This window comes from Ammonicoccus luteus, assembly GCF_050880385.1.
Taxonomy (GTDB): domain Bacteria; phylum Actinomycetota; class Actinomycetes; order Propionibacteriales; family Propionibacteriaceae; genus Enemella.
On sequence record NZ_JBNZCI010000001.1, the window covers coordinates 322,613 to 342,186 of the forward strand.

18 protein-coding genes are annotated in these 19,574 nt (G+C 68.3%); 10 read left to right on the top strand and 8 right to left on the bottom strand.

Annotation, left to right across the window (positions count from 1 at the left end; all coding sequences use genetic code 11):
* Positions 1-2 precede the first annotated feature (2 nt).
* From ACQ260_RS01505 to ACQ260_RS01515, 3 genes are read right to left on the bottom strand one after another with little or no spacing between them, the layout of a single operon-like run.
* Positions 3-530, bottom strand: a complete 528-nt coding sequence (locus ACQ260_RS01505) for a GyrI-like domain-containing protein (protein WP_432557627.1) — start codon at positions 528-530, stop codon at positions 3-5.
* A gap of 30 nt (positions 531-560) precedes the next feature.
* Positions 561-1,067, bottom strand: coding sequence for an SRPBCC family protein (locus ACQ260_RS01510; protein ID WP_432557628.1), 507 nt, complete (start codon positions 1,065-1,067; stop codon positions 561-563).
* Between the two features lie 50 nt (positions 1,068-1,117).
* Complete coding sequence (locus tag ACQ260_RS01515) at positions 1,118-1,456, bottom strand: ArsR/SmtB family transcription factor (protein ID WP_432557629.1); 339 nt, start codon at positions 1,454-1,456, stop codon at positions 1,118-1,120.
* Positions 1,457-1,609: 153 nt separating this feature from the next.
* Between ACQ260_RS01515 and ACQ260_RS01520 the strand changes: the two genes are divergently transcribed.
* The 5 genes from ACQ260_RS01520 to ACQ260_RS01540 all read left to right on the top strand — a co-directional run bounded on the left by ACQ260_RS01520 (position 1,610) and on the right by ACQ260_RS01540 (position 6,799).
* Entirely contained in the window at positions 1,610-2,518 is a 909-nt protein-coding gene (locus ACQ260_RS01520; protein ID WP_432557630.1) for a phosphatase PAP2 family protein, read from the top strand.
* Positions 2,519-2,582: 64 nt separating this feature from the next.
* Positions 2,583-3,743, top strand: a complete 1,161-nt coding sequence (locus ACQ260_RS01525; RefSeq protein ID WP_432557631.1) for an LLM class flavin-dependent oxidoreductase — start codon at positions 2,583-2,585, stop codon at positions 3,741-3,743.
* Entirely contained in the window at positions 3,740-4,363 is a 624-nt protein-coding gene (locus ACQ260_RS01530; protein WP_432557632.1) for an FMN reductase, read from the top strand. The genes ACQ260_RS01525 and ACQ260_RS01530 overlap by 4 nt, the downstream gene beginning before the upstream one ends.
* Before the next feature lie 40 nt (positions 4,364-4,403).
* On the top strand, positions 4,404-6,386 hold the full coding sequence (locus tag ACQ260_RS01535; RefSeq protein WP_432557633.1) for a heavy metal translocating P-type ATPase: 1,983 nt from the start codon (positions 4,404-4,406) through the stop codon (positions 6,384-6,386).
* 32 nt (positions 6,387-6,418) lie between these two features.
* Entirely contained in the window at positions 6,419-6,799 is a 381-nt protein-coding gene (locus tag ACQ260_RS01540) for a DUF4870 domain-containing protein (protein ID WP_432557634.1), read from the top strand.
* Between the two features lie 120 nt (positions 6,800-6,919).
* Here ACQ260_RS01540 and ACQ260_RS01545 read toward each other — a convergent pair whose 3' ends face one another.
* Both ACQ260_RS01545 and ACQ260_RS01550 read right to left on the bottom strand, forming a co-directional pair.
* Positions 6,920-8,641, bottom strand: a complete 1,722-nt coding sequence (locus ACQ260_RS01545; RefSeq protein WP_432557635.1) for a PHA/PHB synthase family protein — start codon at positions 8,639-8,641, stop codon at positions 6,920-6,922.
* 151 nt (positions 8,642-8,792) lie between these two features.
* Positions 8,793-10,109, bottom strand: coding sequence for a reverse transcriptase family protein (locus tag ACQ260_RS01550; RefSeq protein WP_432557636.1), 1,317 nt, complete (start codon positions 10,107-10,109; stop codon positions 8,793-8,795).
* Positions 10,110-10,423: 314 nt separating this feature from the next.
* Here ACQ260_RS01550 and ACQ260_RS01555 point away from each other — a divergent pair, with 314 nt between their 5' ends.
* The 3 genes from ACQ260_RS01555 (at position 10,424) to ACQ260_RS01565 (ending at position 12,379) form a co-directional block, all read left to right on the top strand.
* The gene (locus tag ACQ260_RS01555) at positions 10,424-11,233 is read left to right on the top strand and encodes a MerR family transcriptional regulator (protein ID WP_432557637.1); all 810 of its coding nucleotides are present in this window, start codon (positions 10,424-10,426) and stop codon (positions 11,231-11,233) included.
* 35 nt (positions 11,234-11,268) lie between these two features.
* Positions 11,269-11,904, top strand: a complete 636-nt coding sequence (locus tag ACQ260_RS01560) for an SGNH/GDSL hydrolase family protein (protein ID WP_432557638.1) — start codon at positions 11,269-11,271, stop codon at positions 11,902-11,904.
* Between the two features lie 67 nt (positions 11,905-11,971).
* Positions 11,972-12,379 carry a rhodanese-like domain-containing protein gene (locus ACQ260_RS01565; protein WP_432557639.1) on the top strand — a complete coding sequence of 136 codons (408 nt, stop codon included), beginning with the start codon at positions 11,972-11,974 and terminating at the stop codon, positions 12,377-12,379.
* Between the two features lie 74 nt (positions 12,380-12,453).
* Here ACQ260_RS01565 and ACQ260_RS01570 read toward each other — a convergent pair whose 3' ends face one another.
* Positions 12,454-12,744: an amphi-Trp domain-containing protein gene (locus ACQ260_RS01570; protein WP_432557640.1), complete on the bottom strand. Its 291-nt coding sequence runs from the start codon at positions 12,742-12,744 to the stop codon at positions 12,454-12,456.
* A gap of 105 nt (positions 12,745-12,849) precedes the next feature.
* On the opposite strand from ACQ260_RS01570, the gene ACQ260_RS01575 reads away from it, so the two are divergent.
* On the top strand, positions 12,850-13,377 hold the full coding sequence (locus ACQ260_RS01575) for a YdeI/OmpD-associated family protein (protein WP_432557641.1): 528 nt from the start codon (positions 12,850-12,852) through the stop codon (positions 13,375-13,377).
* Positions 13,378-13,421: 44 nt separating this feature from the next.
* Here the strand turns inward: ACQ260_RS01575 and ACQ260_RS01580 are convergent, their stop codons facing one another.
* Entirely contained in the window at positions 13,422-13,904 is a 483-nt protein-coding gene (locus ACQ260_RS01580; protein WP_432557642.1) for an OsmC family protein, read from the bottom strand.
* Between the two features lie 370 nt (positions 13,905-14,274).
* On the opposite strand from ACQ260_RS01580, the gene ilvA reads away from it, so the two are divergent.
* Positions 14,275-15,492, top strand: coding sequence for a threonine ammonia-lyase (ilvA, locus tag ACQ260_RS01585; protein WP_432557643.1), 1,218 nt, complete (start codon positions 14,275-14,277; stop codon positions 15,490-15,492).
* A gap of 19 nt (positions 15,493-15,511) precedes the next feature.
* On the opposite strand, the gene purL is transcribed toward ilvA, so the two are convergent.
* Entirely contained in the window at positions 15,512-19,441 is a 3,930-nt protein-coding gene (gene purL / locus ACQ260_RS01590; protein WP_432557644.1) for a phosphoribosylformylglycinamidine synthase, read from the bottom strand.
* Positions 19,442-19,574 lie beyond the last annotated feature (133 nt).

Sequence of the window (19,574 nt, forward strand, 5' to 3'; positions counted from 1 at the left end):
GTTCAGTGCTCCCGCAGGCGGACGACGAGGTCGGTGCGCAACGTCGCAGGATCGACGTCGGGTGTCGGCTCGGTCACATAGACCTCCCAGAACGGGAAGTCCGGCTGATGGCCCGCCGTGGCGATCTCGTTCATGAAGCGACCCCATGCCTCACCCAGACCGTCATAGGAGCCGAGATGGGACACCACGGCGATCCGGCCGGCGGGCAGGACCGAAGGGGTCAGGGTGACACCCGACGTGGTGGCCTGCGCCTCCCCGAGTGGCCGGTCGACGGGAATGCCGACCTCGAAGTCGACAGTCTCGGTCGGCATGCGGTGATGCAGTGAGAAGGGAGGGCCGATCGGCCGCAGACCCTGCGTGCCCAACGCCGGGAACAGCGCCCCGAACGTCTCGTCGAACAACGGCGCCATCTCCGCCATCGGATGGTCGTGGGCCACGTTGACGACCGTCGGGAATTCTTCCGCGTCGAGATAGGTCACCTCGGGCCAGGGGCCGGCGAGGAAATAGGGGTGTGCAGGGCCTGCGGTCACGGTCGGCTCCTTCTGTTTGACAGCGTGCCTTCAGATTTCACCATGGGCGAGGAGGTCGTCCAGCTTCGCGTACCCCTCATTCACGCCCGTCTCCATGCCACTGCTCAACCATGCGTCGCGGCCCTCGAACGAATCGAGCAGGGACTGGGCGTGCAGGCGCGTACGCCCGTCGCCCAGGTCCTCGAAACGAAGGGTTTCGAGCGACACGGCCTCCGGCATGGACTCGAAGGAGAAGGTCTGCACGATCCGATCCTGGCTGACCTCGTGGAAACAGCCACGGAAGGCGTAGTCGCCATCATCACGCCGGTTGACGAACCGCCACGATCCGCCGTCACGGGCGTCCCAATAGTCGATGACCGTGTCGAGGTTGCTCGGTCCGATCCAACGGGCATACAGCTCCGGATCGGTGTGCGCGCGCAACAGTTGGGCCGGCGTGGCCTTGAAGTCCCGGGTGATCCGGATGACGGGCACGGTGGCGTCCGCCTCGATGTGGGCGGTGTCATGTCGGCGAGTGGAGTCGGTGGAATTGGCGGACATGGTCGGTCCTTTCCGAGGGTGCGCTTCGGTGCGCCGGGGTGGGGGAGCGTTCAGTCCTCGTCCAGGTCGGCGAGCACTGCATCGAGTCGGCGGAAGCGTTCCTCCGCGCGACGCTGGTGTTGGTCGATCCATGTCAGCATCGGGGTGAGGACGTCCGCCTCCAGGTGGACGGGTCGGCGCTGCGCCTCGCGACGCTGAGTCACCAACCCGGCTTGGGCCAGCACTTTCAGATGCTTGGACACCGCCTGCAGGCTCATCCCATAGGGAGCGGCGAGCTCGGAGACGGTCGCATCACCCAGGGTGAGACGGGCCACGATGTCACGGCGGGTCGGATCGGCCAGCGCCGCGAATGCGAGGTTGAGCGACTCCTCCTGGGAACGTTCGGTCAACGGATCCCCTTCGATCTTTGATCAACCGTTCGGTTGAATAAGAGAATATGCCCGGGTTCGCATGATGTCAACCGTTCGGTTGAGTACGCGGGATCCCGCGTCCGTCGACATGTCTTTTCGGGTCGGGTTCGCCAGTCGTGCAACAGTGAAGCCATGGATTCGTCAACGCTGCCGGAGCGCTCCATCGATGACCACCGGATCGTGCGCTGGTCGACGGCGGCCGGGCGCGTTGTGGCGTCGCTGGTGCTCCGCACCCAGCGCTGGTCGCAGGCCAACGTGGTCCTGGCGGTCACGCTCGTGGTTTCGCTCGGGTTCGTGGTGGGGGCGACCGTGCTGGCGGGGGAGATATACGAGGCAGTCGCAGAAGCCGACGGCATCGCGCTGCTGGACCGCCCGCTGCTCGACTGGATCCTCACCGTGCGCTCGCCGGGGCTCGATGCCGTGGTCGCGTTCTATTCGAACACCGGCGGTCCGGTGCTCCAGCCGATCATCACCGGCGTGGTGCTGCTGTTCCTGGCTTGGCGATGGCGCAGCAGGACCCCGGTGGTCCTGGCCCTGATTGCCGTCGCGGGATCGCTGGTGATGACCCTCGTCGGAAAAGGGCTGATCGGACGCGCCCGCCCGCCGCTGAGCGAGGCGATCCCGCCGTTCGAGCATTCACCGAGCTTTCCCAGCGGTCACACGCTCAATGCGACCGTGATCGCCGCGATCGTGTGTTATCTGATGCTGCACTGGTTCCGCACGCGAGGGGTCCGCACGCTGTGGGTCGTGCTGATGACGATCTATGCGGTCACGATGGGCTTGAGCCGGGTCTATCTCGGCCACCACTGGCTCACGGATGTGGTGGTTGGCTGGCTGCTGGGTCTGGCCTGGGTGTCCGTGGTGATCGTTCTGCACCGGCTCTGGTTGCTCGCTCGGTCGAAGCACGGTGAGCAACGCTGGACGACGATGCTGACCTCGAGGTCGAGCCCGCCGGACTCGGTCGAGGCGGAGTCGGTCGATCGGGAGGATCCGAACGCGGAAGCCGGCCCGGATGTCCATGCGCGCGAGCCTCGGGAATAGACCGCGCCCGAAGGTGGTTGAATAGTCAACAACTGAGGAAGGCGGCCACGCGAGCATGAGCAGCATGCAGTTCGGAATCTTCACCATCGGCGATCTGACGACCGATCCGCAGACGGGGCGTACGCCCACCGAGAACCAGCGCATCAAGAACACGATCGAGATCGCCCGCAAGGCGGAGGAGATCGGGCTGGATGTCTTCGCGACCGGCGAGCACCACAACCCGCCCTTCGTCGCCCCGGCCAACCCGCCCGTGCTCCTGGCCAACATCGCCGCGCAGACCGAGCGGATCATCCTGTCGACCGCGACCACGCTCATCACGACGAATGACCCGGTGCGGCTGGCGGAGGACTATGCGTACCTCCAGCATCTCGCCGACGGCCGCATGGACCTGATGATGGGCCGCGGCAACACCGGTCCGGTCTATCCGTGGTTCGGCAAGGACATCCGTGAGGGCATCAATCTCGCGGTCGAGAACTATGCGTTGCTGCACCGGCTCTGGCGCGAGGAGAACGTGACCTGGGAGGGCCGTTTCCGCACGCCCCTGAACAGCTTCACCGCGACCCCGCGCCCACTGGACGGGATCGCGCCGTTCGTGTGGCACGGCTCGATCCGCAGCCCGGAGATCGCCGAGCAGGCAGCGTTCTATGGCGATGGCTTCTTCCACAACCACATCTTCTGGCCCAAGGAGCACACCCAACGAATGGTGGAGCTCTATCGCCGGCGCTTCGCGCACTATGGCCACGGCACGCCCGAGCAGGGGATCGTCGGCCTCGGTGGCCAGGTGTTCATGGCGAAGAACAGTCAGGACGCGATTGCGCAGTTCCGCCCGTACTTCGACCGCGCCCCCGTCTATGGCGGCGGCCCGCCACTGGAATCGTTCATGAAGCAGACGCCGCTGACCGTGGGCAGCCCGCAGCAGATCATCGAGCGGACCCTCGGCTTCCGTGACTATGTCGGCGACTATCAGCGCCAGTTGTTCCTCATCGACCATGCGGGCCTGCCGCAGCAGACCGTGCTCGAGCAGATGGATCTGCTGGGCGAGATCGTGCCGGTGCTGCGGGCGGAGTTCGACAAGGTACGCAAGCCCGGCGTCCCGGACGCCCCGACCCATGCCGGCCTGGTCGCCTCGGCCGGGGGACCGCTGGCTGCCGCCCAGCCGGACGAGCCCGTCGTCGATCGCTGGACCGGCACTCGCGCCGAGGACAACAACCGGAGGAATGCATGAGCAAGCGCGTTGTGGTGGTGAGCGCCGGCCTGCGCTCGCCGTCGTCCACCAAGCTCCTCGCGGATCAGCTCGCGGCCGCCGTCGAGCGGCTGGCTGCGGTCGAGGTGCGGCATGTCGAGGTCCGCGAGCACGCGCACGCGATCGCGGATGCGCTGATGACCGGCTTCCCGAGCGGCGCGCTGGCGGAGGACCTGGGCGCCGTGGCGGGCGCGGATGCCCTGATCGTCGTGACCCCGACCTTCCAGGCTTCCTATTCGGGGCTGTTCAAGTCGTTCATGGATCTCGTCGAGACGGATTCCGTGCGCGGAACCCCGGTGCTGCTGGCCGCCACGGGGGGCTCGGAGCGCCACTCGCTCATGATCGAGTCCGCGCTGCGGCCGTTGTTCGCCTATCTCGGCGCGGTCTCCGTCCCGACGGGCGTCTATGCGGCGACCTCGGACTTCGGGGGTGAGTACGCCGCAGCGCTCGCCGGGCGTGTCGACCGCGCGGCGAGCGAGCTCGCGACGCTGGCCGGCCTCGATGGCCATGAGGCGAGTGGGCGCTCGGTGCGGCGTACCCCCGTGGACGAATTCGCGGATGTCACCCCGTTTTCGGAGCTGTTGAATCGGGTCAGGACGTGACCGAGAAGGGCGGGGCCACCGGGCCCAAGGCGGTGTAGGCATGAGCGCGTGCGGCTGTGCGGTCCCGCCCGCTGTTCCCGTTGAGGACGAGGGCAAGCGCCCATGGTGGCGGGACCGGCACGTCATGATCCCGGTGTGGTCCGGCGTCGCCCTGCTCGGCGGACTCGCGGCGGAGTGGTCCGGCGCCGGGGTCGCCGCCCAGATCCTGTTCTGGATCGGTCTGCTCCTCGGCGCCTCGACCTTCGTCCCGGGTTCTCTGCGGAACCTGTTCAGCAAGCGTCGGCTCGGCATCGGCCTGCTGATGACGATCAGTGCCATCGGCGCGGTGATCCTGGGGTTCGTCGAAGAGGCCGCGGCACTGGCGTTCCTCTATTCGATCTCCGAGGCGCTCGAGGACCGTGCCATGGACCGTGCTCGCGCGGGATTGCGGAGCCTGCTGACGCTGGTGCCCGAGACCGCAACCGTCCGCAGAGGAGGGTTGAGCGTCGAAGTGTCGGCCGAGGAACTGCGGATCGGTGACCTGCTGCTGGTCCGTCCGGGTGAGCGCGTGGCCACCGATGGTTTGGTTCGTTCCGGACGCAGCAGTCTCGACACCTCCGCCATCACCGGCGAGTCGATCCCGGTCGCGGTGGCACCGGGGGACCGGGTGTCGGCAGGGTCGATCAACGCGTCGGGGGCACTGGAGATCGAGGCCGGTGCGCCTGGCGTCGACAACTCATTGACGAAGATCGTCGACCTGGTCGAGCAGGCCCAGAGCGAAAAGGGTCAGCGAGCACGCCTGGCCGATCGGCTCGCCCGGCCGCTCGTGCCCGGTGTGCTGGTCCTGGCGCTTCTGGTCGGTGTCATTGGGTCCTTGTTCGGGGACCCGGCAACCTGGATCACGCGCGCTCTGGTCGTCCTGGTCGCGGCCTCTCCGTGCGCGATGGCGATCTCGGTCCCCGTGACAGTGGTTTCTGCCATCGGCGCCGCCACCCGCTTCGGCGTTGTGATCAAGTCAGGCGCAGCCTTCGAACGCTTCGGCACCGTTGGCCACCTCGCCGTGGACAAGACCGGCACGCTCACCCGCAACGAGCCCATCGTGACCGCGATCGTCAGCACCACCGGCGCGTCCCGTGCAGACGTGCTCCGCTGGGCCGCGGCTGTCGAGGAGCACAGCACCCACCCGCTCGCCACGGCGATCACCACCGCGTTCACCTCGTCCGGGCCCGATGCTCCGGCACAGGCACTGCCGGCCGCTTCAGCGGTCCGGGAGGAACCCGGCCAAGGCCTCATCGGTCAGGTCGACGGCGCCACCATCTCCGTCGGCAGCCCGCGTTGGCTCGGCACCGGGGCGCTGGCGGCGGAGGTGGAGAGGTTCGAGGCCGAGGGCATGTCCGTGGTGGTCATCGCCCGCGACGGCATCGTGGTGGGCGCGATCGGCGTGCGCGATGAGCTCCGCCCCGAGGTCCCCGCGGTGATCGAGGAGCTGACCGCCGGTGGCACCGCTGTCACCATGCTCACCGGGGACAACGCCCGCACCGCGCAGGCGCTGGCACAGGCAGCCGGGATCGCGGACGTGCGCGCCGAACTTCGCCCCGAGGACAAGGCCGCCGCGGTCCGCGCACTGGCCGAACGGCAGCCGACCGCCATGATCGGCGACGGCATCAACGACGCACCCGCCCTGGCCGCCGCGGACGTGGGCATCGCCATGGGTGTCACCGGCTCGGATGCCGCGATCGAATCCGCGGATGTCGCGTTCACGGGCCACGACCTCCGGCTGATCCCGCAAGCACTGGCCCACGCCCGCCGCGGCCGGCGGATCATCAACCAGAACATCGTGCTCTCCGCGCTGATCATCATCGTGCTGCTCCCGCTGGCGATCACCGGCCTCCTCGGCCTGGCAGCCGTCGTGCTCGTGCACGAGGTCGCCGAGGTGATCGTGATCCTCAACGGACTGCGGGCGGCGCGTGCGCCTCGCGCCACCGTCGGGGCCCGACCCGAGGGCAGCCCGGAGTCCACCCTGGCTGCTCCCTTGAGTCGATAGTCCAGTGACCTTTCGGGGGTCAGGATGGAGTCATGAACAATCAGTACGCCAACTCCGTCAGCCACGATGACCGCCTCTGGGCCATGCTCGCCCACCTCTCCGCGGCCATCGCCGCGATCGTCTCCGTCGGCTGGCTCACCATCGTCGGCCCGCTCCTCGTGTGGGTCTTCAAGAAGGACAGTTCCAGGTTCGTGCGCACCGCGGCAGCGGGTGCGTTCAACTTCACCATCACCATGTGGCTGATCACCCTCATCGGCTGGATCCTGACCGTCACCGTCATCGGCGCTGTGGTCGGCATCCCGATGATCATCATCGGCTCGATCGGCTCGATCGTGCTCGGTGTCTGGGGCGCCATCAAGGCCTGGGGCGGCAACGCCTTCACCTATCCGTGGCAGGTGCGTGTCCTGAGCTGACAGCCGGACCGCTGCGGCGTACTTTCACGGAAACACCACGGCACGACAGAAGAGGCCCGCGGGACTGTCCCGCGGGCCTCTTCGCTGTGCTGCAACCAGGTGCAGCGATCCAAGTTCGGATCAGACGACCTGGACCTTCACATACTGGCCAGGCGCTGCCTCCAGGACCGGGTGGGCCTTGTTGCCCTGGGCCTTGGGCGCAGCGACCTTCTCGCCGGCAGCGGTTTCGAGCCACTCATACCAGAGCGGCCACCAGCTGCCCGGAACGCTCTCGGCGCTGTCGAACCACGCCTCGGGCGTGCCGCCCGTGGTGCCGTTGATCCAATAGTTGCGCTTCTTCTTGGCCGGCGGGTTCACGACACCCGCGATGTGGCCGGACGCACCGAGGACGAACTTGGTGTCGCCCCCGAGCAGCTTGCTGCTCTCATAGGCCGAGGTCCAGAGGACGATGTGGTCCTCCTTGGCCGCGAACACGAACGCCGGGATGTCGACGCTGCCGAGATCGACCTTGACGCCGGCCTGGGTGGTGCCGCCGGGGTTCTTGAGGTTGTTCTCGAGATACATGTTCCGGAGATACCAGCAGTACATCGGACCGGGCAGGTTGCTGCTGTCCGCGTTCCAGAACAGGATGTCGAACGCGGGCGGGGCCTGGCCCTTGAGATAACCGGCGGTGACGTAGTTCCAGATCAGGTCGTTGGCTCGCAGCGACGAGAACACCTGCGCGAGCTGCTTGCCCTCGAAGACGCCGCCCTTGCCGATCGACTTCTCCTGCGCCTCGACGGTGTCCTCGCCGAGCAGGACGCCGATCTCGCCGGGCTCGGCGAAGTCGAGCAGGGTGGTCAGCAGGGTAAGGGTCGCGGCCGGCTTCTCCCCGCGGGCCTTGGCGACGGCGAGGGCGCTGGTGAGCAGGGTGCCGCCGATGCAGAAGCCCAGCACCTGAGCCTGCTTGGAGCCGGCGATCTCGTTCGCGGTGGCCAGGGCAGTCAGGATGCTCTCGACATAGTCGTCCCAGGTCTTGTCACGGACGCTCTCGTCGGCGTTGCGCCACGACATGAGGAACACGTTGTGGCCGGCGTCGACCGCATGCTTGACGAACGAATTCGACGGCTGGAGGTCGAGAATGTAGTACTTGTTGATCGACGGCGGGACGATCACGAGCGGGGTCGCGTAGACCTCGTCGGTGGTCGCCTTGTAGTGGATCAGCTCGAAGAGCTCGGTGCGGAACACGACGGAGCCCTCGGTCGTGCCGACGTTGACGCCGACCTCGAACGCGCTCATGTCGGTCTGCGAGATGCGGCCCTGGGCAAGGTCCTCGGCGAACAGCTTGGCGCCGTCGACGAGGCTCGCGCCGCCGGTCTCCATCGCCTTTTCGATCGCCTCGGGGTTGGTCAGCAGCGTGTTGGACGGGCTGACAGCGTCGGTGATCTGCCGCAGCGCGAACTGCCACTGGGCCTTTTCCTTGTCCTCGAGCGGAGCCGCGTCGAGGGCCTTGAACATGTTCTCGGTGGTGGCGAGATAGGTGCGCGCGAGCAGTTCGAAGCGCGGATCCTTCGTCCAGGCCTCACCGGCGAAACGCTTGTCGGTGATCGGCTTGGTGAACGCCTCGGCGCCGGGGATCATCTTGAGCCACGGCGCGAACATTTCCTGGATCGGAGCGGTCCACTGCTGGAAGAGCTCCATCTGAGCCTTCGTCAGATCGTTGAACGCCTTGGTCCAGGGAACCAGCGCCTCGGCGAGCTGCTTGCTCATGCCGATCGCGTCACCCGAGGGGGTCAGGACGGCTTGCTGTTGTTTCACCAGATCGGTCAACCATTGCGTCGGATCAGTGGTCGGTGTGGCCATGCCGGACTCCCGTGGGCTAGTCGGAATTGATACGCGAGGACCTTATCGCCGGGTCCCTCAGCGCAACGCTTGAGGGTTCACATCGTGCCGTGAACGGTGCGGTTGGGGAAGTACCCAGACCCCGGAACGGAACGCTCGCCGAACCGGGGACCTAGCCGAAGTCGATCTCTGCGTACCTCGCCAACAACCGCTGCCCGCGCACCGGGTTGAGTTGCGCGACCCACGCGATGCGACCGCGCAGATGGGCCGCGAAGTCCAGCACATCGTCGCGGTTGGCTTGCTCCACGCCGTTGACGGCGGCGTCGTGCAAGATCGCCTTGAGCCGCTCGTAGTCCCGGCGGGGCGCATTCGGCCGGTTGTTCACCACGATGCCGGTGACCCGTTGCTGCGCTCCGCGGCCGAGACTGCGCGTCTTCGTGGGGTTGAGCGTGAAGCCTTCCGCGCGGATGATCCGGGTGATGGCGTGGAGGGAGGGTAGGCGGTCGCCGGAGAAGGTCAGGTCGTCCGCATAACGGCTGTAGCTCCCGCCCAGGCGGACCGCCAACCCGGTCAGCCGCCGGTCCAGGCGGAAGCAGATCGCGTTGGACCAGGCCGGCGAGCTGGGGGAGCCCTGCGGGAGGTGCGGTTCGCGCAGCCGGGCGCGCAGCGCTGCTCGTTGGTCGTCGGAACCACCCGGGGGCATGCGGTTCAGCACGGCTATCGGCGTCGCCGTCGTCGAGAGGCCCGCGAGCACATAGGCGACTTGCTCGGGATATCCGGCGGCGAAGAGCAGGCCGAAGATTCGGCGGGCGGTGATGTGGGCGAAGAAGTCGCGCAGATCGATGGTCAGGACGCGCCGCTGGCCCACGTGGCGGTCGGCGTGGGCGAGTGCGTTGCGGCCGGGCACGAAGCCGTACGCGGAGTCGTGCGCCCCGAGGGTCCGCACCAGGGTGGCGATGCGTCGCTGGGTCCGCTTGAGCAGTGAATTCGGGGCCTCGAGGAGGCGGGGTGGACCCGCGCGTCGGGAGGTCCAGGTTGCCCGATACGGCTGCAGCGGGCCCTCCGGCAGGCGCCGGTGACGGTGCTGGTTGTCGGCGAGCCAGGCGAGCTCGTTCGGCGGGAGTCCGAGCCAGGCGCTGAGGGCGGCTTCGTCGGGCAGCGGCGGGACACCGTCCCAGCTGCGGGCGGCCATTGTGGTGGGGGAGAGCGGCCAGTGTTGCGGCCGCCACGGAATCCCTGCTTGTCGCGCGCCGATGCGTGCCTGCTGGAACGTCGGCAGGCCGAGGAGTTCGGGGGCGAGGGCCCGGGCGCGCACTTGGTGCGGCGTGGGGTGGATCTCCAGCAATTCGCGCACGATCGCCGTCGCGTGCGCCAAGGAGACGGTCTCGTGGGGCAGGATGCCGATCGTGCGGGAGATCAGCTCGGGGGTGGTCCAACTCGATGAGAACAGGGCCCGGGCCAAGGCGCGAGCGACGGGGTCTTGCGACATCGGACCTGCCTCGACCGGACGGATGCAGCTCAACTCCGAGGAGTTGAGGGCGACCGGCACGACTTCCCGCTGTGCGGGCCGGTAGGCGCGTGGAGCGCGCTGACCGGCTTGCGCTGGACTGGCTCGGATTGTTCGACTGCCCGAGGGAACCTCGGACCACCGACGAGGTCGGTCGTCTCGTCCCGGTCGCCTCGCCGCACCATATCAACGTCGTTCTTCAGTGCCGCGAAGGTGATCGTCGGCATAGATAGCACCCCCTCCGGTTACATCCTCCGTCTTGACCCTCACGTCGGGTGAGGCACCAGGGTGGAGTCATGACCGCACGAACAGGCAGGATCGGCTCGATGGACCAGGTGGACTCGATGGACCAGGTGGAATTGACAGTGGGCGCCGTGGCCGAGGAGTTCGGCATCACGATCCGCACGTTGCACCACTACGACACCATCGGGCTGCTGGTCCCGAGCGCTCGAACGCCGGCCGGCTATCGGCTCTATACGCCGACCGACCTGGAGCGCCTGAGCACGATCGTCGTCTATCGCCGTCTCGGGTTTTCCCTCGAGGAGGTCGCTTCGCTGATCGATGGCGACGGGTCAGTCGTCGAGCACCTGCAGCGACAGCGCGCGGCGGTCATGACCAGGCTGGCCGAGATGGAGGATCTCGTGTCGGCAATCGACCGAGCATTGGAGAACGAGATGAACCACACACCAGCCAGCCCGCAGGACCTGAAGGACCTGTTCGGCGATTCGTTCGATGAGGCGTACGCCGCAGAGGCCCAGGAACGCTGGGGTGATACCGAGGCGTGGCGACAGTCCAGGGAGCGGACTGCGCACTGGACCGCCCAGGATTGGGCGGAGATCAAGGCGGAGGGCGACGCCATCAACGCGGACTTCATCGCGGCGTTGATCAGTGGGACGCCCGCAGCGGGCGACAGCGCCATGGACATTGCGGAGCGGCACCGCCGGTCGGTTGAACGGCACTATGACTGCTCACCCGAGTTCCACCGGCACCTGGCCGATCTCTATGTCGCTGATGAGCGCTACACCGCCTATTTCGACAAGCTCCACCCGGGCCTCGCCGCCTATGTGCGCGACGCGATCCACGCCAACGCGGATCGGCAGGCCTGACCCGGCACTGTCGGAGGCTTCTATGCTCCTGCATTATGGACCTCGCCCTCCCGACACTGCTCGCTCGCGGCCCGGTCACCTGGCTTCTGGCGGGTGACTCGATCACCAGCGGCTGGGGGTTGGCGGATTATCGTGATTCGTACGCTGGCCGGTTCACCGCCCACCTTGCTGGCGCTGCCGGGTCCGTGCGTGCGCAGGATCGGGTCGCCAACAGCGGCGTCCCGGGCGCGACCGTTTGGGACGCCCTGCGCGACTTCGAATGGCGGGTGACGCGTCACCGAGCCGACGTGGTGACTGTGTTGTTCGGCATGAACGATGCCGGGTGGGGGATCGGTGGTCTCGATCGCTTCGAGGCCGGCCTGGCGGAGTTCGTCAGCGACGTCAGCGAGGCGGGCGCGACGGTCGTCCTGCAGACGACCTATCCGGTGGGTCCGGAGGGTGAGGGTACGCACGAGGCGCTGCCGGCGTACAACGAGGCGGTCCGGAACCTCGCGGCCCGCACCGATCGGGTGCTCGTCGATCACGAACGGCATTGGGCCGGACTGGAGGTCCCCGAGTCGTGGTATCTCGACCCCTATCACCTCACTGAGAGCGGCCATGCCGAGTTGGCCCGTCTGCTGGTGCGCACGCTGCTGGGCCCGGGGGAAGGGGACGCCGCCGTTGTGTCTTGATCCGCCACACGGGTCAGAACACAAGGCCTCGGGACCCTGTCCCGGAGCAGCCGGATAGGGTCCCATCATGCTGGGGCGGATCGGGTCAATGGGGCTGTTGGCGCGAGCCGAGGCGGCGCTCGATCGGCTGGCCCCGGCGCAGGCGCTGGCCGAGCAGCAGGCCGGGGCCATCCTGATCGATGTTCGCACTGCCCGTCACCGCGCTGAGACTGCGGAGCTGCCCGGCGCTTTGGCGATCGATCTCACGGTGCTGCCGTGGCGTCTTGATCCGACCTTTCCCTATCGGATCCCGGAGGCGACGGCTTGGGATCTGCGTTGGATCCTCATCTGCCGGCACGGGTATTCATCCGCCCTCTGCGCTTGGAACCTCCGCCAGATGGGAATCGATCGCGCGACGGATGTGATCGGTGGCTTCGATGCCTGGGTCGCAGCCGGGCTGCCGACGACCGACGTCGCGCCCGACGAACGCTCTTGACAACGCTATTGACTCAGGCTCGGGGCAGCCGGTCGCGCCGTCAGTCCCGTCGGGTGATCGGTTGCGTCAGGCGGTCAGGCGATCGTCAGGCCGCCAGTGCGCTGCTCGCCGGTCGGATTGCCCTCCGCGTCGACCCGCCATTCGATTTCGATCTCCAACTCGCGGGTGGTTCGCGTCGGTTTGACCGAGTCCTTGACCTCCGTCTCGACTCTGAGGGTCTCGGGGAGCGCGATGTCGAGATCGGCGGCACCGTCGCCGAGGGTCATCTGCCCTGTCCGGATTTTCGTCGCGAAGGACTCCAGGAGATCGGCCAGTTCGTCACGGGACATGACCGCCTTCGACTTGATGAGCACGTTGGTTGGCAAGGTGAAGCTCCTCTCCAGAAGTGGGGATTGTTGGTGCCATTATCTCATATATGGTGTGCTCGCGCTGTGGTCCACGTTGTCTCTGCCCACGACTAATCTGAGTTCATGAGCATCGCATTTGAGGGGCACGTGCAGCAGATCGGCGAGCGACTGATCGTGCGCCTGCCGGCAGAGGCCAGCGGAGCACTGCCTTCGCGCGGGCAAGTCGCGGTGGAGGGGGAGCTGGACGACCATCCGTTCGCGACGGTGCTGGAGCCGGACGGACGCAAGGGCCACTGGATCGCCATCGACCCGGAGCTTCGGGACGCCTTGGCGCTGCGAGACGGTGAACCCGTGGTCGGTGCGCTCACCCCGACCAAGGCCTGGCCCGAACCGGCACTGCCCGAGGATCTGGCCGCAGCGCTCGACGGAGCCGCCGATCTGGCCGAGACCTGGGCCAGCCTCACGCCGATGGCTCGCTGGGAGTGGGTTCGCTGGGTGAAGGCCACCAAGAACCCCGAGACGCGAGCGCGGCGGGTCGAGGTCAGCCTCTCCAAGCTGCGCGACGGCAAGCGGCGACCCTGCTGTTTCGATCTCTCATCGTGCACCGATCCTGAGGTGTCCAAGAGCGGCAAGCTCATCGACCTGGGCTGACCTCGGGACGTCATAGACCCGCTCGACCCGCGTCTTTGCTCTCGTCATGACGGTTTCCGCCCGTCCAGCACGAGCGTTTCGGGGGAGTGGCGTACCGGAAAATTCATCGACGACGCAATGAAACAGGCTGCTCCCGCTTCGCGGTGGATCTGCTCCATCAACGCGACATGGGCGGGATCGGTGATCGTCACACGCGGCCGGAGCAAGACCTCGGTGAAGTGCCCACCGATGCCCTCCTGCTGCATGGTGCCGATGGGGGAGTCCTCGTACGCCACCACGGTCACACCATGCATCACCGCCACGTGCAGCAACGACAACAGATGGCACTCACTGAGCGCGGCGAGCAGGAGCACCTCCGGATTCCACCGCGCCGGGTCACCCCGGAACGGCTTGTCCGCGGAGAGCTCCAGGTCCGGTCGACCGTCGCTGCGGGCGAGGACGTCCCGCGCGTACTCCCGATAGCCCGACGTGCCCGTCCCCAGGTTGCCCGTCCACGTGAGGTCGAGGGCATAAGTATGAGTGGCCATGAAGACACCCAACCCCCAGCGGCGCCCATTAGTCCAGAAGGAAATAGGCGGCGAGGCCTTGATAGTGCACGGTGGGGGAGAGGGACCGCGCGGTGCCGGCCTCGCTTGCCTCAGCGGGCGACCACATCCACTTTTCCGGGTGTCGACGGGTCCGGTCCCTGAGATGTGCCCACACGGCGAGTGCCATCCCGCTCTGGCGGATGCTGCCGCGCACAGTGGTACATCTCAGGGACCGAGATCCACACCGACGCCCGGCGGCCGGGTTTGGGCCTCCGACCCGGACGCCTCCCTCGGGCCTCGGACCTGGCGCCCTCCCTGGGGGCTCAGCCCTGGACAGGCCGACCTAAGGGGGCGGGATAGCCTGTCGCACATGGCAAAGGTGCCCACTGTCTCGATCGATGAGGTGCGCGCTGCCCGGGAGCTGCTCGCCGATGTCATCTCAGCGACTCCGATGGAGCGTTCGGGGGCACTGTCCGCGCGCATCGGCGCGGAGACCTATCTGAAGTGCGAGAACCTGCAGCGCGCCGGTTCGTTCAAGATCCGCGGGGCCTATACGCGGATGAGTCGGCTGAGCCCGGAGGAGCGGGAGCGCGGCGTGGTCGCGGCGAGCGCCGGCAACCACGCGCAGGGAGTGGCGCTCGCGGCGCAACTGCTCGGGATCCGGTCCAAGGTCTACATGCCGGTCGGCGCGCCCATGCCCAAGCTGGCGGCCACCCGCGCCTATGGCGCCGAGGTCGAGCAGGTCGGGGCGACGCTCGACGAGTCATTGGACGCCGCCGAGGACTATGCCGAGCGCACCGGCGCGGTCCTCATCCACCCGTTCGACCACGCCGACATCGTCGCCGGGCAGGGGACCTGTGGCCTGGAGATCCTCGAGCAGTGCCCTGACGTGCAGACCATCGTGGTCGGCCTTGGCGGCGGGGGGCTACTGGCCGGCATCGCGGTGGTGGCGCGGGCGCTGCGTCCGGATGTGCGCATCATCGGGGTGCAGGCGGAGCAGGCGGCGGCGTACCCCCACTCACTCGAGGTCGGCGAGCCCGTCGCGGCCGAGCGCATGGCCACCATGGCCGACGGGATCGCGGTCGGGCTGCCCGGTGACGTGACCTTTCCGTTGGTGCGGGATCTGGTGGACGAGGTGGTCACGGTCAGCGAGGAGAGCCTGGCGCGCGCCGCGCTCTTCCTGCTGGAGCGTGCCAAGCTCGTGGTCGAGCCGGCCGGCGCCGCGAGCGTCGCGCACCTGATGTCCCGCGCGGCTGACCCGCTGCCGGGTCCCGTCGTCGCCGTGCTCTCCGGCGGCAACATCGACCCGCTGCTGCTGATGCGGATCATCCGGCACGGCATGGCGGTCGCGGGACGCTTTCTGCAGGTTGCGGTGGTGGCACCCGACGCCCCCGGCGCGCTGTCCGGGCTGCTCGCCGAGGTCGCGGACACTCGGGCCAACGTCGTGGACGTCGGCCACCTGCGCACCGGCACCAACCTCCGCGTCGACCAGGTCGAGATCGACCTGGTGCTGGAGACCCGCAATCGTGAGCACCAGCGGGAGGTGCTCGAGCGGCTGCGGGAGAAGGGGTACGAGGTCCGTCAGTGAGGCCGGGCCGAGCGGGCCCTCAGCCCACCCACACCCGGGCGTTGCGGAACATCCGGAGCCACGGGCTCTCCTGATCGATCGGCTCGGAGGTCCAGCTCATCTGCACGTTCCGGGCCACCCGCTCCGGGTGGGGCATCATCGCGGTGAACCGGCCGTCGGGCGTGGTCACCGCGGTCAGGCCGGCGGGGGAGCCGTTCGGGTTGGCGGGGTACGCCGCAGCGGTCCGGCCGTGGCCGTCGACGAAGCGCAGCGCCCGGTGCACCGCGTCGAGGTCGCCACGGGTGGCGAAGTCCGCCCGGCCCTCACCGTGGGCGACGACGATCGGGACCTGCGAACCCGCCATGCCGGTGAAGAACAGTGACGGGGAGTCGAGGACCTCGACCATCGACAGCCGCGCCTCGTACTGCTCACTCACATTCCGCGTGAACAACGGCCACGCCTCGGCACCCGGGATGAGGCCGGCAAGCGCGCCGAACATCTGGCAGCCGTTGCAGATGCCGAGCCCGAACGTGTCGGGACGGGCGAAGAAGCCGGCGAAGGCCTCGGTCAGGCGCGGGTTGTGCAGCACCGAGCGGGCCCAGCCCTCGCCGGCGCCGAGGGTGTCGCCGTACGAAAAGCCACCGCACGCCACCAGGCCCACGGCCTGGCCCAGATCGAAGCGGCCGTTCTGCAGGTCTGTCATGTGCACGTCGAACGTGTCGAATCCCGCGCGGTCGAAGGCGTACGCCGTCTCGACGTGACTGTTCACACCCTGTTCGCGCAGGACCGCGACGACCGGCCGCGCGCCGGTGTTGACGAAGGGGGCCGCGATGTCGTCGGTGGGGTCGAAGGTGGTGTGCACCCGCAGGCCGGGATCGTCGTCGGCCGCGAATGCCGCGTGCTCGGAATCCGCGCAATCCGGGTTGTCGCGCAGGGCCGCGATCCGCCAGGAGACCTCGTCCCAGGCCTGACCCAGATCACGGAGGGACTCGTCGAGCACGGGGTCGCCGGCGAGGCGTACCCGCACGCGACGGTCGGCCCGGCTGGACCCGATCCGCGCGGTGAGCTCCGCGAGGCCGTGCTCGGCCAGGATCGCCTCGGCCCGGTCGACCTCGGCGCTCGGCACGGCGAGCAGCGCCCCCAACTCCTCGCTGAACAGCTGGGCGACCGAGCCGACCTCGAGGTCCACGCCGGTCGCGCCCGCGAAGGCCATCTCGCACGCCGCCGCCCAAAGCCCGCCGTCGGAGCGATCGTGATAGGCGGTGACCACGCCGGCCGCCCGCAGGGCGTTCACCCCGGCGACCAGGTTCACCAGCCGCGCCGGGTCGTCCAGGTCGGGGACCACATCGCCGAAGTCGCCGTTGACCTGCGCGAGCATCGACCCGCCGAGGCGGTCCGCGCCGGCACCGAGATCGACGAGGAGCAGGGTCGAGTCAATCGTGAGCTGGGGGGTGAGCGTGCCGCGCACGTCCGCCAGCGACGCGAACGCCGACACCACCAGCGACACCGGGGACGTGACCTGCTTGGTCTCGTCGCCATCGGTCCATTTCGTGCGCATCGACAGCGAGTCCTTGCCCACGGGCACGCTCACGCCGAGCGCGGGACAGAGCTCCAGCGCAACGGCGCGGACGGTGTCGAACAACGCCGCGTCCTCGCTCGGCTCGCCACAGGCGGCCATCCAGTTGCAGGACAGTTTCACCCCCGACAGCGTGATCGGCGCGGCGAGGAGGTTGGTGATCGCCTCGCCGACCGCCATGCGTCCGGAGGCGGGGGCGTCGAGGGCGGCGAGCGGCGTGCGCTCACCCGAACTCATCGCCTGCCCTCCGTACCCCACGAAATCCGACAGCGTCACCGCCACGTCCGCGACCGGCACCTGCCACGGACCGACCATCTGGTCGCGGTGGCTGAGCCCGCCGACCGTGCGGTCGCCGATCGTGATGAGGAAGCGCTTGCTGGCGACGCTGGGGTGGCGGAGGACGGCGTACGCGGAGTCGCGCAGCCGGTCCGGATCCGCGAACGGCGCGAGATCGAGCGGGGGAGCGGTGCGGGTCACGCGGGTGACATCGCGCGTCATGCGCGGCGGCTTCCCCAGCAGGACCTCCAGGGGCATCTCGATCGCCGGATCGTCCCCGGGACCGTGCTCCGTCGCGTTGTCGTCGAGGACGAGCTGGCCGTCGGCGTACGCCACGCCGACCACCGCGAACGGCGCCCGCTCGCGCTCACAGATCGCGGCGAACGAGGCCAGGCTCTCGGGGGCGATGGCCAGGACATAGCGCTCCTGGCTCTCGTTGCACCAGATCTCCTTGGGGGCGAGGCCGGACTCCTCGAGGGGTACGCGGTTGAGATCGAACCGCGCGCCCATCCCGGCGTCGTCGACGAGCTCGGGGAACGCGTTGCTCAGACCGCCGGCGCCGACGTCGTGGATGGCCAGGATCGGGTTGTCCCCAGCGAGCGCCCAGCAGGCGTTGATCACCTCCTGCGCGCGGCGTTCCATCTCGGGATTGCCGCGCTGGACCGAATCGAAGTCGAGCTCCGCGGTGTTGGTGCCGGCCGCCATGCTCGACGCGGCGCCGCCGCCCATGCCGATCCGCATCCCGGGGCCGCCGAGCTGGATGAGCAGGCTGCCCGCGCCGAACTGGATCTTCTCGGTGAGTTCCGCGCTGATCGAGCCGAGGCCGCCGGCGCTCATGATGGGCTTGTGATAGCCGCGGCGTACGCCGTCGACGGTCTGCTCATAGACCCGGAAGAACCCGCCCAACCCGGGGCGGCCGAACTCGTTGTTGAACGCGGCCGCGCCGATGGGGGCGTCGATCATGATCTCCAAGGGAGTGGCGATGTGCCCGGGCGCACCATAGGTGTCGCGCTCCCAGGGCTCGCTGGTGCCCGGCAGATTGAGGTTGGACACGACGAAGCCGGTCAGGCCCGCCTTGGGCTGGGAGCCGCGGCCGGTCGCGCCCTCGTCGCGGATCTCGCCGCCCGCGCCGGTCGCCGCGCCGGGGAAGGGGGAGATCGCGGTCGGATGGTTGTGGGTCTCGACCTTCATGAGGACGTGAACGTCCCCGGGGCGCTGGGCGTACTTGGCCGGGCCCGCATAACCGGCCGCGGACTCGGGCACGAAGCGCGTGACGGGGCCGCCGGCCATGACCGAGGCGTTGTCCTTGTACGCGACGATGGTCCCGTTGTCCGGCCCGCCGGCCACCTGTTCGGTATGCCGGATCATGCCGAACAGCGAATTCGTCTGGGGTTCGCCGTCGATGATGAAGTCGGCGTTGAAGATCTTGTGCCGGCAGTGCTCGGAGTTCGCCTGGGCGAACATCATCAGCTCGACATCGGTGGGGTTGCGGCCCAGACCGGTGAACGCGGCGACGAGATAGTCGATCTCGTCCTCGGACAGCGCAAGGCCGAACTCCCGGTTGGCCCTGGCGAGTGCGTCGTGTCCGTGGGTCAGGACGTCGACGTGGGCCATGGGTTCGGCGTCGCGGTCGGCGAAGAGGGCGTACGCCGCCTCGCGGTCCGGCAGGACCGACTCGGTCATGCGGTCGTGGAGGAGTGCGGCGCAGGCGGCGTACTCACTCTCGGTGAGCTGATCGACCGCCACCGCGTATTCGGTCACGCGCTCCACGCGGTGCACATCGATCCCGCAGTTGTGCACGATGTCGGTCGCCTTGCTCGCCCAGGGCGAGATCGTGCCCAGGCGGGGTGCGACGACGAAGTGGACCGCGGCGGTGTCGGTGGGGGTGGTGTACGCGTCGCCGTAGGTGAGGATCTCCGTGAGCTCGCTGACGGTGTCGGGCGAGGGGGAGTGCTCTGTCGCGACGAGATGGAGGAAGCGGGCGGACACGCTGGTGATGCGTGGCGCGACTGCCTGCAGCCGCGCGAGGAGCGCGCGGGCACGGAAGTCCGAGAGCGCCGACCCGCCGGCGAGAGGAAGGATCTCGAGGTGGTGCGACGGGATGGGCGACGCGGACATGCGGGGGCCTCCAGCGATAGAACAGCGGATCGCGCTCGAGCCTATCGCCCGGCACCGACAAGGCCTGAGAGACAAGACGCCGATCCAGTACTACAAGGCCGCCGTTGGGCTCTACTCTTGGTGTCATGAGTGA

Coding starts and splice junctions, on each gene's coding strand:
- ACQ260_RS01510 (WP_432557628.1), bottom strand. CDS start 1,067: ATGTCCGCCAATTCCACCGACTCCACTCGCCGACATGACACCGCCCAC.
- ACQ260_RS01520 (WP_432557630.1), top strand. CDS start 1,610: ATGGATTCGTCAACGCTGCCGGAGCGCTCCATCGATGACCACCGGATC.
- ACQ260_RS01525 (WP_432557631.1), top strand. CDS start 2,583: ATGCAGTTCGGAATCTTCACCATCGGCGATCTGACGACCGATCCGCAG.
- ACQ260_RS01530 (WP_432557632.1), top strand. CDS start 3,740: ATGAGCAAGCGCGTTGTGGTGGTGAGCGCCGGCCTGCGCTCGCCGTCG.
- ACQ260_RS01535 (WP_432557633.1), top strand. CDS start 4,404: ATGAGCGCGTGCGGCTGTGCGGTCCCGCCCGCTGTTCCCGTTGAGGAC.
- ACQ260_RS01540 (WP_432557634.1), top strand. CDS start 6,419: ATGAACAATCAGTACGCCAACTCCGTCAGCCACGATGACCGCCTCTGG.
- ACQ260_RS01545 (WP_432557635.1), bottom strand. CDS start 8,641: ATGGCCACACCGACCACTGATCCGACGCAATGGTTGACCGATCTGGTG.
- ACQ260_RS01550 (WP_432557636.1), bottom strand. CDS start 10,109: ATGTCGCAAGACCCCGTCGCTCGCGCCTTGGCCCGGGCCCTGTTCTCA.
- ACQ260_RS01555 (WP_432557637.1), top strand. CDS start 10,424: ATGACCGCACGAACAGGCAGGATCGGCTCGATGGACCAGGTGGACTCG.
- ACQ260_RS01560 (WP_432557638.1), top strand. CDS start 11,269: ATGGACCTCGCCCTCCCGACACTGCTCGCTCGCGGCCCGGTCACCTGG.
- ACQ260_RS01565 (WP_432557639.1), top strand. CDS start 11,972: ATGCTGGGGCGGATCGGGTCAATGGGGCTGTTGGCGCGAGCCGAGGCG.
- ACQ260_RS01575 (WP_432557641.1), top strand. CDS start 12,850: ATGAGCATCGCATTTGAGGGGCACGTGCAGCAGATCGGCGAGCGACTG.
- ACQ260_RS01580 (WP_432557642.1), bottom strand. CDS start 13,904: ATGGCCACTCATACTTATGCCCTCGACCTCACGTGGACGGGCAACCTG.
- ilvA (WP_432557643.1), top strand. CDS start 14,275: ATGGCAAAGGTGCCCACTGTCTCGATCGATGAGGTGCGCGCTGCCCGG.
- purL (WP_432557644.1), bottom strand. CDS start 19,441: ATGTCCGCGTCGCCCATCCCGTCGCACCACCTCGAGATCCTTCCTCTC.